This is a genomic window from Enterocloster sp. HCN-30185 (assembly GCF_037890305.1).
Lineage (GTDB): Bacteria > Bacillota > Clostridia > Lachnospirales > Lachnospiraceae > Enterocloster.
In genome coordinates, this window is the sequence record NZ_JBBKBT010000002.1 from 175,722 (window position 1) to 190,790 (window position 15,069).

The 15,069-nt window shown below is 42.3% G+C and carries 8 protein-coding genes and 1 pseudogene; 8 read left to right on the forward strand and 1 reads right to left on the reverse strand.

Features of this window, described 5'->3' with window-relative positions; all coding sequences use genetic code 11:
- Positions 1–11 precede the first annotated feature (11 nt).
- Positions 12–1,490 carry a DUF1846 domain-containing protein gene (locus tag WKT10_RS03120; RefSeq protein WP_340275399.1) on the reverse strand — a complete coding sequence of 493 codons (1,479 nt, stop codon included), beginning with the start codon at positions 1,488–1,490 and terminating at the stop codon, positions 12–14.
- A gap of 310 nt (positions 1,491–1,800) precedes the next feature.
- On the opposite strand from WKT10_RS03120, the gene WKT10_RS03125 reads away from it, so the two are divergent.
- The 8 genes and pseudogenes from WKT10_RS03125 to WKT10_RS03160 all read left to right on the forward strand — a co-directional run bounded on the left by WKT10_RS03125 (position 1,801) and on the right by WKT10_RS03160 (position 14,960).
- Positions 1,801–5,577: a phosphoribosylformylglycinamidine synthase gene (locus tag WKT10_RS03125; protein ID WP_066547585.1), complete on the forward strand. Its 3,777-nt coding sequence runs from the start codon at positions 1,801–1,803 to the stop codon at positions 5,575–5,577.
- 170 nt (positions 5,578–5,747) lie between these two features.
- Positions 5,748–7,283, forward strand: coding sequence for a class I SAM-dependent DNA methyltransferase (locus WKT10_RS03130; protein WP_340275402.1), 1,536 nt, complete (start codon positions 5,748–5,750; stop codon positions 7,281–7,283).
- 56 nt (positions 7,284–7,339) lie between these two features.
- Positions 7,340–8,500: a restriction endonuclease subunit S gene (locus WKT10_RS03135; RefSeq protein ID WP_340275404.1), complete on the forward strand. Its 1,161-nt coding sequence runs from the start codon at positions 7,340–7,342 to the stop codon at positions 8,498–8,500.
- 81 nt (positions 8,501–8,581) lie between these two features.
- On the forward strand, positions 8,582–9,550 hold the full coding sequence (gene xerA, locus WKT10_RS03140) for a site-specific tyrosine recombinase/integron integrase (protein WP_337933214.1): 969 nt from the start codon (positions 8,582–8,584) through the stop codon (positions 9,548–9,550).
- A gap of 42 nt (positions 9,551–9,592) precedes the next feature.
- Positions 9,593–10,756 (forward strand): restriction endonuclease subunit S, encoded by a 1,164-nt coding sequence (locus WKT10_RS03145; RefSeq protein ID WP_340275408.1) that lies wholly within the window; start codon positions 9,593–9,595, stop codon positions 10,754–10,756.
- Positions 10,757–10,759: 3 nt separating this feature from the next.
- A complete protein-coding gene (locus WKT10_RS03150) occupies positions 10,760–14,134 on the forward strand; it encodes a DEAD/DEAH box helicase family protein (protein WP_340275410.1) in 3,375 nt (1,124 codons plus the stop codon).
- A 43-nt stretch (positions 14,135–14,177) separates the two neighbouring features.
- Positions 14,178–14,499, forward strand: a pseudogene (locus WKT10_RS03155) (DUF3990 domain-containing protein).
- The gene (locus WKT10_RS03160) at positions 14,496–14,960 is read left to right on the forward strand and encodes a hypothetical protein (protein WP_066547605.1); all 465 of its coding nucleotides are present in this window, start codon (positions 14,496–14,498) and stop codon (positions 14,958–14,960) included. Before WKT10_RS03155 ends, WKT10_RS03160 begins: the two are co-directional and overlap by 4 nt.
- Positions 14,961–15,069 lie beyond the last annotated feature (109 nt).

Sequence of the window (15,069 nt, forward strand, 5' to 3'; positions counted from 1 at the left end):
ATCTGTTTCTCTTAGTGATACAGCTTCTTGTGCTCGTATACCGGTTCGGAGGTCAGATTCATGCCAAGTTTTTTAAAGGTTTTGATATCCACATTGGAGAGCATGACGGAGGTGTGTACCTGGCAGCCCTGAAGCTTGGGAAGCTGTCCCAGGGCTTTTTTTGCAACCGGATCCGTGGCAGCGCTCATGGACAGGGCAATGAGAACCTCGTCAGTATGGAGACGGGGATTTTTGCTTCCGAGATAGGTAGTCTTTAAGGTCTGAATGGGCTCAATGGCAGAGGGTGCGATCAGGTGGGTATCATGGGGGATTTCTCCCAGTACCTTGATGGCATTTAACAGGACTGCGGCGGAAGCGCCTAACAGGCTGCTGGTTTTTCCTGTGACAATGGTTCCGTCTTCCAGCTCAATGGCTGCTGCAGGAGCATTTAATGCCTGGGCACGTTCCAGACAGGGCGTTACCACCTTTCGATCCTCCGGCTTTATTTTGGCCTGCTTCATAAGGAGGTTCAGCTTGTAGACTTCCTCGGAATTTCCCTCATCCTTGGCCAGATGGTTGATGGCCTGATAATAGCGGCGGATGATCTCCTGGTTGGATGCTTCTCTGCAGGCTTCATCGTCAAAGATGCAGAAACCTGCCATATTTACACCCATATCGGTGGGGGATTTATAGGGGCTGCTTCCGTAGATGCCTTCAAAGATTGCATTCAGTACCGGGAAAATATCAACATCACGGTTGTAGTTGACGGTTGTTTCTCCATAAGCCTCCAGATGGAAGGGATCGATCATATTTACATCATTCAAATCAGCGGTAGCTGCTTCATAAGCCAGATTCACCGGATGCTTTAAGGGGAGATTCCAGATGGGGAAGGTCTCAAATTTGGCATATCCGGCCTTTACGCCCCGCTTATTTTCATGATAAAGCTGGGACAGGCAGGTAGCCATCTTGCCGCTGCCCGGTCCGGGAGCAGTCACAATGACCAGAGGACGGCTGGTTTCGATATAATCATTTTTTCCATAGCCCTGGTCGCTGACGATCAGAGGGATATTGCTGGGATAGCCCTCGATGCAGTAATGGCGGTATACCTGGATTCCCATATGCTCCAGCTTGGCCTTAAAGATATCTGCGCTGGCCTGGCCCTGATACAGGTTGATCACAACGCTTCCCACATAAAGGCCTTTATCCTGAAACTCCTGAATCAGGCGCAGTACATCCACATCATAGGTGATCCCCAGATCCTGGCGTACCTTATTTTTCTCTATATCAGAGGCGCTGATCACAATGACGATCTCAGCCTGGTCGGCCAGCTGAAGGAGCATCCGAAGCTTGCTGTCAGGTGCGAAGCCGGGAAGAACCCTGGAGGCGTGGTAGTCATCAAACAGCTTTCCTCCAAATTCCAGATAAAGCTTATCACCAAACTGGCCGATCCGTTCTCTGATGTGTTCCGACTGCATGGAAAGGTACTTATCATTGTCAAATCCGATCTTCATGTCTTTCGTTCTCCCAATATTTTATTCTTTATAATCCGCAGCAGACAGCGGATCAACTGTTTCCTAGTATAGCATAGTTCGGGCTAGTGTGCCAGAGTGTGTTTTTAAAAATGGAAATTCGGCACGAAGACTTCTGATATGTTGGAAAGCAGCGGAATATTTATAAGTATAAAAAATAACAGTAATTAAATATATTAACTTTACTAATTTATACCACCTGTGTTATGATATAGGTAGATCAATGGTAATGTATGATTCTGTATTCTGATTTTACAGAGTGCAGGTATGGCGAACCACAGGAGGTTTTTAAATGAGCGTAAGACGAATTTTCGTAGAGAAGAAGCCAGACTATGCGGTAAAGGCTGGTGAGCTGAGAGAAGAACTGGAAAGCTATCTGGATATAAAAGGGGTAAAAAATGTGCGGGTTCTGATCCGCTATGATATTGAAAATCTGTCAGAGGAAACCTATAAAAAGGCTCTTGTGACGATTTTTTCAGAGCCTCCGGTAGATGAGGTATACGAGGAGGAGTTTCCGAAAAATCCCGGCGATCTCGTATTTTCCGTAGAATACCTGCCGGGTCAGTTCGATCAGAGAGCCGATTCCGCAGAGCAGTGTGTAAAGCTGCTAAAGGAAGATGAGGAGCCGGTGATCCGCACTGCTACAACTTATGTGATCACTGCGCCTTTGACCCAGGCACAGGAGGAGGCAATCCGCCATTTCTGTATCAATCCGGTGGACAGCCGTCAGGCTGAGGAAACCAAGCCGAAGACCCTGGTGACTGAATTTGAGGTGCCGGAGGATATTAAGAGCTTTGATGGCTTTGCCCATGCATCCAAAGAGGATTTGAAGGAACTTTACGGTACACTGAATCTGGCCATGACCTTTAAGGATTTTCTTCATATCCAGAAGTATTACGCAGAGGAAGAGCACAGAGATCCTACCGTGACAGAGATCCGTGTGCTGGACACCTACTGGTCCGACCACTGCCGTCATACCACATTTTCTACAGAGCTTAAAAATGTGACCTTTACAGAGGGAGAGTATAGAAAACCAATCGAGGATACGTATCATCAGTATCTGGCAGACAGAGAGGTAATTTATAAAGGAAGAGATGACAAGTATGTCTGCCTGATGGATCTTGCGCTGATGGCCATGAAGAAGTTAAGAAGCGAGGGAAAGCTGGAGGATATGGAGATCTCCGACGAGATTAATGCCTGCAGCATCGTGGTTCCCGTTGAAATCGATGGCGTAACGGAAGAGTGGCTGGTGAATTTTAAAAATGAAACTCACAACCACCCCACAGAAATCGAACCCTTTGGCGGCGCTGCTACCTGTCTGGGAGGAGCAATCCGCGATCCGCTGTCTGGACGTACCTATGTATATCAGGCCATGCGCGTAACCGGAGCAGCCGATCCCACCAGGCCATTAAATGAGACCTTAAAGGGAAAACTGCCTCAGAGAAAAATCGTAAACAGCGCGGCCCAGGGATATTCCTCCTACGGCAATCAGATCGGACTTGCAACCGGTTATGTAAAGGAATTGTACCATCCAGGCTATGTGGCAAAGCGTATGGAGATCGGCGCTGTTATGGGCGCTGCCCCCAGAAAATATGTGATCCGCGAAAATTCTGATCCGGGAGATATTATTATCCTGTTAGGAGGAAGAACCGGCCGTGACGGCATCGGCGGTGCAACGGGTTCCTCCAAGGTTCACACAACCGCCTCCATCGAGGTCTGCGGCGCTGAGGTACAGAAGGGAAATGCTCCCACAGAGCGGAAGATCCAGAGAATGTTCCGCCGCCCGGAGGTCAGCTCCATGATCAAGAAATGCAATGATTTCGGAGCTGGCGGCGTATCCGTTGCCATCGGTGAGCTGGCAGCGGGCCTTCAGATTGATCTGGATCGTGTTCCTAAGAAATATGCCGGCTTGGACGGCACAGAGATTGCCATTTCCGAGTCCCAGGAGCGTATGGCAGTAGTGGTAGATCCGAAGGATGTGGAGCAGTTTCTGGCATATGCGGCAGAGGAAAATCTGGAGGCTGTAACCGTAGCTACAGTAACGGAAAGTCCAAGACTTGTGATGAACTGGCGTGGAAAAACCATTGTAGATATCAGCCGTGCCTTCCTTGATACAAATGGAGCACATCAGGAGGCAGATGTTACCCTGGAGGTTCCGGGTCGTGAGGGAAGCCTCTTTGAGCGCAGAGAGGTAGGAGATGTTAAGAAGGAATGGCTTACGATGCTTTCCGGCCTGAATGTATGCTCTCAGAAGGGCCTGGTAGAGCGGTTTGACGGTTCCATCGGTGCTGGATCTGTATTTATGCCTTATGGAGGTAAATATCAGCTTACCGAAACTCAGGCCATGGTAGCCAAGCTTCCGGTATTAAAGGGACATACGGATACGGTAACCATGATGAGCTACGGCTTTGACCCCTACCTGTCCAGCTGGAGCCCCTATCACGGAGCCGTATATGCAGTTGTGTCCTCTGTTGCAAAGATCGTGGCAGCAGGCGGCGATTACAGAAAGATCCGCTTTACCTTCCAGGAGTATTTCCGCCGGATGAGTGAGGAACCATCCAGATGGAGTCAGCCTTTTGCGGCCCTCCTTGGCGCATACAGCGCACAGATGGGCTTTGGACTTCCTTCCATCGGAGGAAAGGACAGTATGTCAGGAACCTTTGACGATGAAACAGGTGAAATCAATGTTCCGCCTACGCTGGTTTCCTTTGCAGTCGATGTAAACAGCAGCAAAAATATCATTACACCGGAGTTTAAGAAGGCCGGAAGCCGGATTGTGGTATTTAAGGCGCCAAGAGACCAGTATGATCTGCCGGATTACGGTCAGATCATGGAAGGTTACCACAAGATTTTTGAGGACATTAAGGCTGGAAAAATTCTGTCTGCCTACGCAGTGGAGGGCCATGGAGCTGCTGAGGCAGTGAGCAAGATGGCCTTTGGAAATAAACTTGGCGTAAAGATCGAGCACAATGTAGACCCAAGAGATTTCTTTGCCGCTGCATGGGGCGATATTGTCTGCGAGGTAGCAGAGGGCAAGATGGGAGAGCTGTCCATTCCATATACCGTGATCGGTGAAGTGACAGACCAGGGCGTATTTGAGTACGGAAACGTACATATTTCCATGGACGAGGCATTAAAGGCCTGGACAGGTACGTTAGAGGCGGTATTCCCGACGGTAACAGGAAAGGAAAAGACAGGCGAAGAGGCCAGAGTAGAAGAAAAGCTCTACCATACAGACGCAGTGTATATCTGTGACCACAAGATCGGACAGCCAACCGTATTTATCCCCGTATTTCCAGGCACCAACTGCGAATATGACAGCACAAAGGCCTTTGAACGGGCCGGTGCAAAGGTTGTGACAAGAGTATTCAAGAACCTGAGCCCGGAGGATATCCGTCAGTCTGTAGAGGAGTATAAGAAGGAAATTGCAAAGGCTCAGATCGTCATGTTCCCTGGCGGATTTTCCGCAGGTGATGAACCGGAGGGCTCTGCTAAATTCTTTGCGACCGTATTCCGCAATGCAGTAATCAAGGAAGAGGTTGAGAAGCTTTTAAACGAGAGGGACGGCCTGATGCTGGGTATCTGCAACGGCTTCCAGGCGCTCATTAAGCTGGGTCTTGTACCGGAGGGAACCATCACGGAGCAGAAGGCAGATTCTCCTACGCTGGCTATGAATACCATCGGACGCCACATTTCCAAGATGGTTTACACAAAGGTAGTTACCAACAAATCCCCATGGCTGGCAGGAGCCGAACTTGGCGGCGTGTACTGCAATCCTGCTTCCCACGGCGAGGGACGTTTTGTAGCAAATGACGCATGGCTTCACCGCCTGATCGCAAACGGGCAGGTTGCCACCCAGTATGTGGACGACAAGGGAAATGTAACCATGGACGAATACTGGAATCCAAACGGTTCCTACATGGCAATCGAGGGCATCACCAGCCCGGACGGCCGTATCCTCGGCAAGATGGCCCACTCTGAGAGACGGGGCGAGGCAGTAGCGGTCAATATCTACGGCGAACAGGATATGAAGATCTTTGAGTCTGGTGTGAAGTATTTTAAGATCTGATAGAGAAGTGAATATAGGAAGATAGAAATTGAGTGAAAAGACGGCACCTGGGAGTGGTTTTTGGAATCCTGGGGGGCTGTCTTTTTGCGTGGGTATATATGGATTTTGCGGTTAGGGCATGGTATAATTGTATGCTATAAGCGAGATAAAAAGCAGAATGGAGAAAAGGAATGGTAACAGGAGCAATAAAAAATAAAGTAGATAAAATCTGGGATGATATAGCAGCAGGAGGAATTACAAATCCGATTACTGTAATTGAACAGCTTACATATTTGATGTTTATTCGATCTCTGGATGAAAAAGAGTTGGAAAATGAGGAATTTGCCAATATGATGGGAGAGTCTGGAGATTATATTTTTCCACAGACAGAGTCAGGGCAGTCTATGCGCTGGAGTAAATTTAAGGATAAAGATCCAAGAGATATTTTTGATATCGTATCTCAAAGGGTATTTCCGGCAGTAAAGAAAATAAAAAATGGAAAATTACCGGATTTTAATGCAGTAGGTGAGCTAATTGAAATAGATGAAATGAGCGCAGATTTTAACAGCGTAAATACAGCATTTTCCAGATATATGGAGGATGCAATGTTTCTTATTCCAACTCCACAGGTGCTGCAGAAGATCGTTACAGGCTTGGAAGATCTGTATACACATGATATTGCAGACAGGGATATGCAGGGGGATTTATATGAATATATGCTGGGAAAATTGGCAACTGCAGGGCGTAACGGGCAGTTTCGGACACCAAAGCATATTAGAAAAATGATGGTTGAATTAATTGCACCGACTCCGGATGATATCATTTGTGATCCGGCTTGCGGAACAGCTGGTTTTCTGGTATCTGCTGCGGAATATATCAGAGAACATTACGAGGATACAATGACCAGTGACCAGTGGGATGCCTATGCCAGCACCATGTTTTCCGGATTTGATACAGACCGAACGATGCTGAGAATATCTGCAATGAACCTGATGCTGCATTCGATCAGTAATCCGGATGTGGATTATAAGGACAGTGTTTCAAAACAGAATGATATCAGCTCCAAGTATACGGTATGTCTGGCAAATCCTCCCTTTAAGGGAACCATAGATGCAGAAAGCATCAATGATAATTTAAAAGCGGTTACAAATACCAAGAAGACAGAGCTGCTGTTTTTGGCGTTATTTCTCCGTTTGCTGAAAAAGGGCGGAAGATGTGCCTGTATTGTACCAGATGGCGTATTGTTTGGCAGCAGTAATGCTCATAAGTCCATAAGAAAAGAAATCATTGAAAACCACCAGCTTCAGGCAGTTATATCCATGCCTTCCGGTGTTTTCAAACCGTATGCGGGAGTTTCAACAGCAGTGCTTGTATTTACAAAGACAGGAGCTGGCGGAACAGAGAATGTCTGGTTTTATGACATGAAAGCAGACGGATACAGCTTGGATGATAAGAGAAGTGAGATCCAGGACAATGACATTCCTGATATTATTGAGAGATTCCATAATCTGGAAAAAGAGGTCAGCAGGGAAAGAACAGAGCAGAGCTTTTTTGTTCCAAAACAGGAAATCGTGGATAATGATTATGACTTATCAATCAATAAATATAAGAAAATTGAATATGTACAAGTAAATTATCCGCCAACTCATGAAATTATGGCTGAATTGAGGAGAATGGAAAAAGAAATAGCTGAGGAAATGGCTGAGTTGGAGAAACTGCTTTTGTAGGCAGGGAAATGGATACAGGATGGTTTGTAAATTCAGATTTGTAGAGGGATGAGGAAGTGGAAAAATATAAAATTGGAGATATTTGTGAGATAGTTTCAGGTAGTACACCCAAAACAGAAAATAAAGATTATTGGGATGGAGATTTGAAATGGATTACACCAGCTGAAATTAATGAGGATTCTTATATTATTACAGACACTGTACGTAAGATAACATCTTTAGCTGTAAAAGAAACAAATCTGTCTTTGTTTCCGGAAGGCACAGTGATTCTTTCTTCAAGAGCACCTATTGGGAAGGTTGCAATTGCAGGTTGTGAAATGTATTGTAATCAGGGATTCAAAAATTTAATTTGCAAAAATAAAATTAATAATAAATATTTGTATTGGTTTTTGAAGGGGAATACAGCTTTTTTGCAATCATTAGGTCGAGGAGCTACATTTAAGGAAATTTCAAAACAAATTGTGTCAAATATAGAAATTAATGTTCCGGATTACGATAGACAAATTGAGGTCGCAACCCATCTTGAAAAGATCAATAAAATTATACATCTGAGGAGACAAGAACTTTTAAAATTCGATGACCTTATCAAATCCCGATTTATCGAATTGTTTGGGGATCCTGATGTGAACTCGAAAGGCTGGAAAGAGTGTGCTTTATCTGAAAAAGTAAATGTGGTTGGAGGATATGCTTTTAAGAGCGATCAATTTGATGAGGAAAGAGGTATTCCTGTTCTTAGAATTGGAAATATAAATGCGGGATTTTTTAGACCTGTTAATCTAGTTTATTGGCACGAAGATGAAAGCCTCGAAAGATACATTGTATATCCAGGGGAGCTGGTTATGTCTTTAACAGGCACTGTTGGAAAAGATGATTATGGTAACATATGCATCTTAGGCAATGATTATGGAAAGTATTATCTTAATCAACGGAATGCAAAACTCGAAATAATGGAAGGAATAGATAAATATTATTTGTCGCAATTACTTAAGTTTACGCAAATTAAGAAAAGACTCACAGGTATTAGTAGAGGTGTTCGACAGGCTAATATTTCAAATAAAGATATTCTTAATTTGGTTGTGCCAGTTCCACCTATGGAGATTCAGGAGCGGTTCGCCGCCTTTGTCACCCAGACCAACAAATCAAAATCTGCTGTACAGAAATCCTTAGATGAGGCTCAGTTATTGTTTGATAGTCTGATGCAAAAGTATTTTGGTTAAAAATCGGGTGTAATTCACACTAAAATAAGCACTTTTTCATTAAATTTGGTATACTTTTTGAAAAAAGAGGAGCCTGAAAAAATGAGTGGGCAGATTAGTGCAATTTTAGATGAAATGATAGATTTTCTTAGCGTAAAACAGATGAAGAAGCTTCAACAGGTGTTGATTCTTCACTTAGATGGGGTGAACAAGCAGGAAGACAGTCCTTCTAATACACAATATTTAGAAATGTTTTTAACAGCAAAGCAGATTGAGGGATGTTCTAGGAGAACGATACAGTATTATCGAATGACAGCCGAACATTTGCTGAAACAACTGGATATTCCGCTTCGCCAGATGAATACAGAAGATATACGTAAATATTTGATAGAATATCAGAAGATTAATAACTGTAGTAAAGTTACATTGGATAATGTGAGACGGAATTTATCAAGTTTCTTTTCGTGGCTTGAGGAAGAAGATCATATTTTAAAAAGTCCAATAAAGCGAATTCATAAGATAAAGACAAAAACGATTGTTAAAGAGGTTATTTCTGATGAGAGCATAGAAATATTGAGGGATCACTGTGAAGAAAAAAGGGACTTAGCTATTATAGATTTATTGTTTTCAACGGGAATGCGAGTAGGGGAACTTGTAAATCTGGATATTGCAGATATTGATTTTAATGAACGTGAATGCGTAGTCTATGGAAAAGGTGACAAGGAACGGAGAGTATATTTTGATGCAAGAGCGAAATTACACTTACAGGATTATCTGGAACAAAGACATGATGATAACCCGGCATTATTTGTAACATTGAATAGTCCTAATAAAAGATTACAGATTAGCGGAGTAGAAATTCGCCTGAGAATGTTGGGAAGAAGCTTGAATTTGGAACGAATACACCCTCATAAATTCAGAAGAACTATGGCTACCAGAGCCATAGATAAAGGAATGCCGATAGAACAGGTTCAGAAATTATTAGGTCATCAGCAAATTGATACAACAATGCAGTATGCAATGGTGAATCAAAGTAATGTAAAATCATCTCATAGAAGGTTTATAGCCTGATACAAATTTTGAGCTCTTCAGATTTGTGGAGGGATGCGGTAGATGGTAAAATTAACAGATGTTTGTGATATTCAATATGGTTATGCTTTTGATTCAAAATGTTTTACAGAAGATAATTCATATATGCCGTTAGTTAGAATCAGGGATATTAAGCGTGGATTTTCAGAGACATTCTATGCTGGAGAATATCCAGAAAAATATATAGTACATGTAGGTGATTTACTTGTTGGGATGGATGGAGAATTTAATATAGCACATTGGAAAAGTCAGAAGGCTCTATTGAATCAACGAGTATGTAAACTTGTTGCAAGGGAAGGAACTAATGAAGAATACCTTCGCTTTGCAATGACAAAGTCATTAAAGGACATTGAAAGAAAAACCGCCTTTGTTACTGTAAAGCATCTTTCAGCAAAGGAACTTAATAAACTGGAGTTGAATCTTCCAACTATAGAAGAACAAAACAGAATCGCAAAGATACTTTCTAAATTGGAGAGAGTAATTGATTGGCGGGAAAAAGAGTTACAGTATTTAGAGAATCTTATCGAATCCCGATTTATCGAATTGTTTGGGGATCCTGATGTGAACTCGAAAGGCTGGAAAGAGTGTGCTTTATCTGAAAAAGTAAATGTGGTTGGAGGATATGCTTTTAAGAGCGATCAATTTGATGAGGAAAGAGGTATTCCTGTTCTTAGAATTGGAAATATAAATGCGGGATTTTTTAGACCTGTTAATCTAGTTTATTGGCACGAAGATGAAAGCCTCGAAAGATACATTGTATATCCAGGGGAGCTGGTTATGTCTTTAACAGGCACTGTTGGAAAAGATGATTATGGTAACATATGCATCTTAGGCAATGATTATGGAAAGTATTATCTTAATCAGCGGAATGCAAAACTCGAAATAATGGAAGGAATAGATAAATATTATTTGTCGCAATTACTTAAGTTTACGCAAATTAAGAAAAGACTCACAGGTATTAGTAGAGGTGTTCGACAGGCTAATATTTCAAATAAAGATATTCTTAATTTGGTTGTGCCAGTTCCACCTATGGAGATTCAGGAGCGGTTCGCCGCCTTTGTCACCCAGACCAACAAATCAAAATTTAAGGAAATCCAATTCCTAAAAACAACCCATATATTGCTCAAACAATGCTTTTTTGAGAAGCAATCTCAACAAAATAGACAGAAATTACAAGGAGGAACATAAAAAATGGCAAATTTTGAATTTTTAAAGAACCAAAAAGAATATATATTATTTGCAAACGCTGCGATAGAAGCAGAAAAGGTTTATGCGACTTCTCCGGCCATGTCAGCTGTTGGGAGCAGAAAAGCGTTGGAATTAGCTGTGAAATGGGTGTATTCTGCGGACGATTCTATGCAGATGCCGTATAAGGATAATCTGCAGTCACTGATCCATGAGCCCAGCTTTCGGTTTTCGGTCGATTATCATACCTGGGGTAAGCTTCCATTTATTGTAAAATTAGGTAATCTTGCAGTACATACAGAACGCAGTGTCAGTGCCGGTGATGCCCTTATGTCGCTGCGTAGCTTATTTGAGTTTATTGAATGGGTGGATTACTGCTATGGGCTTAACTATGAAGAACGGTATTTCAGAGAGGAAGAGATTCCAAGAGAAAGGGTGATTGTTGATGCCAGGAAGATAAAAGAGCAGGAGAGTCTTCTTGGGGAAAAAGATGCAGAAATAGAGAAGCTTCGCAAGAAAATTGCATCTATGTCAGAACAGTTCACTGCTTCCAAGGAACAGAATCAGCAGAGCCGAAGCTTTGAACCGGAGGATATTTCCGAATTTTTAACCAGAAAGAGATTCATAGATGTTGATTTGAAACAGTTAGGATGGAAATTTGATGGAAGTGATGCCGATGTATGGGAAGAGTATGAAGTGGATGGTATGGCAGGAGTCCTTGGGCAAAAGGGATACGTTGATTATGTGCTGTTTGGAAAAGACGGTTTGCCATTGGCTGTGATTGAAGCAAAACGGACCAGCAAAGACCCGAATATTGGACGAAAACAGGCGATGTTGTATGCGGATTGCTTACAGAGAAAATTTGGCCGGAGACCCATGATGTTTACCACAAATGGATTTGAGACCTATTTTTGGGATGATCAGACGAGTCCGCAGAGACGGGTGAGTGAGGTGTTTGGAAAAGAGGATCTTCAGCGCCTTATGAACCGCAGAACGGAAAGAAAGCCATTAAACGAGATTCCGATTAATGATAAAATTACAGACAGATATTATCAAAAAGAAGCAATCCGGGCAGTATGCGGTCATATTGAGCAGGGATTCCGGAAAAATCTCCTTGTCATGGCAACTGGCACCGGAAAAACAAGAACCGCCTCCAGTCTGACGGATGTATTAAGCCGGGGCGGATATGTGACAAATGTTTTATTTCTGGCAGACAGAACTGCTTTGGTGAAACAGGCAAAGGATGATTTTAAAAACTATCTTCCCGATATGTCTCTTTGTAATCTGTGTTCAAGTAAGGATGATAAAACAGCCAGGATTGTATTTTCTACTTATCCGACCATGCTGAATGCCATTGATGAATGTAAGACAAAGGATGGGCTTCCGCTATTTACGCCCACGCATTTTGATCTGATTATTGTTGATGAAAGTCACAGGTCGATTTTTAAGAAATACAGGGCTATTTTTGAATATTTTGACGCATATTTAGTAGGGCTTACGGCGACTCCAAGGACAGATGTAGACAGGAATACATATGACTTTTTTGAAATGGAGGATGGCGTCCCCACGTATGCATACGATTATGAAACGGCTGTAAATGAGGATCATGTGCTTGTTCCGTATTATAACTATGAGGTCAAAACAAAATTTCTGGAAGAGGGAATTACGTATGATGATTTATCAAAAGAGGATAAGGAAAGATATGAGGACGACTTTGCTGAGGACGGATATATTCCGGACTTTATTCCTTCTGCCGAACTGAATCAGTTTGTCTTTAATGAAAATACGGTAGATATGGTACTGCAGGATTTAATGGAGCGGGGCATTAAGGTTCAGGGCGGAGATCTCATTGGAAAAACGATTATTTTTGCTCAAAATAAAAAACATGCAGAATTTATCTTGGAACGGTTTAATCAATTATATCCTCAGCATAAAGGAACATTTGCACAGCGGGTTATCTGTGATGATGCCTATGCGCAAACCATCATAGATGATTTTAAACAGCCGGATAAGGAGCCGAGAATTGCCGTGTCGGTTGATATGATGGATACGGGTATTGATGTTCCGGAGTGTGTAAATCTTGTATTTTTTAAGAAGATCCGCTCAAAAACAAAGTTCTGGCAGATGATTGGCCGCGGCACCCGATTAGCGCCTTACTTAAATTGTGTCGATGGTATAAACGGTGAATATACCGGAAAGAAATATTTCATAATTTTTGATTATTGCGGAAATTTTGAATATTTCAGACAGAAGCCGAATGGAATGGAAGGAAATGATACAAAATCGCTTTCAGAAAATATATTTGGAAAAAAAGTGCGGCTGGCTGCTGCCATGCAGGAAAGCACATTTGCAGAGGAGTGTTACCAGGAGTGGAGAAAGGAGCTGGTAACAGAATGCAATGCCCAGGTTCTGGCCCTTAACACAGAGCTTGTATCTGTGCGGCTCAGGCGTGAATATGTAGAGAAATATCGTAAGCTGGGAAGCTTTACCTATATAAGTGAAGGGGCAAAGGGAGAGTTGATTGACCATATTGCACCATTGGTGTATATGAATGACCCGGATGAATATGCAAAGCGTTTTGATAATTTTATATATGGAATGATGATTGCATGTTTGGAAGCGATGCCGTCTTTCAAATATGCCAGAAAACAGCTATGTGAGATTGCAGCATCATTTGAAAAAAAGATAACCATTCCTCAAATTAAAGCCAAACTTTCAATTATCAGGGAAGTTAATACAGACTCCTATTGGGAAGCGAATGATATTTTGGTTTTTGAGAAAACAAGGAGAGAACTTCGTGATTTAATGAAATTCCTCGTTGATGATGCAGAACCGAAAAAACGGATTATTACAAATCTCACAGATCCTGTGATTGATACGACAGAAGGGAAACAGCTGGATCCTGCATATGATTTTGAGGATTACAAAAAGAAGGTAAACCGCTATGTAAATGAACATGGCAATTCCATTGTGATTCATAAGCTTACACATAATATCCCGCTGACCGCAGGGGATTATGAGGCGTTGGAGCGTGTGCTCACAGAAGAGCTTGGAAGTAAAGAGGATTATAAGCGGGAATATGGAGATACACCCTTTGGGCTTCTTATCAGAAAAATTGCAAAGCTTGATCACGATGCGGCAATGGAGGCATTCTCCGCGTTTATCGATGATGCATCACTGAATCAGAAACAGATTGCATTTGTACGTAAGATTATAAATCACATGGAGCAGAGCGGTTATATGGAAGACATTAAGGAGCTTATGAAGCCGCCTTTTGATAAGCCGATCAGCTTTGTTAAGCTGTTTGATGCCAAAACAAGAACCGCGCTGATGAAAAAAATTATTGAAATTAAAGAAAATGCAGTTAATATTGTAGCTTAAGACAGGTTAGCGGAGAAGCTTTAGATAGAGAGGCAGATATCAAATGGCAAAAATGACAGTTTATCACGGTGGTTACACACCGATTGAAATCCCGGAGATCCGTATTGGAAAAAACACAAAGGATTTTGGAAGTGGATTTTATTATTGACTGCAGGAACGGAAAGAAACATGCATATGATATTGTAATTGGGGCAATGGCAGATGATCAGATTTATAATTATATATCTGATTATCTGGATGGGAGCATTACAAGAGAACAGTTTTGGATATTGGCAAAATTTAAGTACCCAACGCATCAGATTAACTTCTGCACAAAAGAAGCGCTGAAATGTCTCGAATACAGAGGTTTTGAGGAGGTTTTATGATGGAAAATCCAGGCAGAGAGTCGGCAAAGGATAACGATCTGTTTTTTACATGCAGCCTGATTGATTATATTGCAAGAAAAACGAAAAATACAAGAGCAGATACCGTAAATGCATTAGGGAAAAAGAACCTTGCGAAAATCTATGATCTGGCGGATGTCTATCACTGTGACAATATAGAGCGTGTGAGTGATGATTTTATCAGAGAAGCAGGAATCAAAATGGGAAATTTTGACAATGTAGCAGCTTGTGGATATGCCATTCCGTCCCATTGGGATATTGGAAAGGTTTATAAAAGACTGATAAAGTCTGTGGCAGAGTGCGAGAAGATAGAAGTGACTGACGCCCTGATAAAGGTCTATAATTCATTTATCAGCAGTAAAATTGATGATTACAACAGCAGTATGTATTATGAAAATCCCTCGTATCTGTTGGAATGTTATCTGGAAAATAAAGTAATCTGACCGTTTGGAGATGCCGGGAAGCCCAGGCGTCTCTTTTTATTTTTTTAGACCGGGATTTTTGTCCAAAACATCAAGAAATCCATCCCTGTCCCGTAGTATACTAAACTCC

Bases quoted from the DNA above. Each gene is read 5' to 3' on its own strand.
- WKT10_RS03150 (WP_340275410.1), top strand. From the start codon at position 10,760: ATGGCAAATTTTGAATTTTTAAAGAACCAAAAAGAATATATATTATTT.
- WKT10_RS03160 (WP_066547605.1), top strand. From the start codon at position 14,496: ATGATGGAAAATCCAGGCAGAGAGTCGGCAAAGGATAACGATCTGTTT.
- xerA (WP_337933214.1), top strand. From the start codon at position 8,582: ATGAGTGGGCAGATTAGTGCAATTTTAGATGAAATGATAGATTTTCTT.
- WKT10_RS03120 (WP_340275399.1), bottom strand. From the start codon at position 1,490: ATGAAGATCGGATTTGACAATGATAAGTACCTTTCCATGCAGTCGGAA.
- WKT10_RS03145 (WP_340275408.1), top strand. From the start codon at position 9,593: ATGGTAAAATTAACAGATGTTTGTGATATTCAATATGGTTATGCTTTT.
- WKT10_RS03130 (WP_340275402.1), top strand. From the start codon at position 5,748: ATGGTAACAGGAGCAATAAAAAATAAAGTAGATAAAATCTGGGATGAT.
- WKT10_RS03125 (WP_066547585.1), top strand. From the start codon at position 1,801: ATGAGCGTAAGACGAATTTTCGTAGAGAAGAAGCCAGACTATGCGGTA.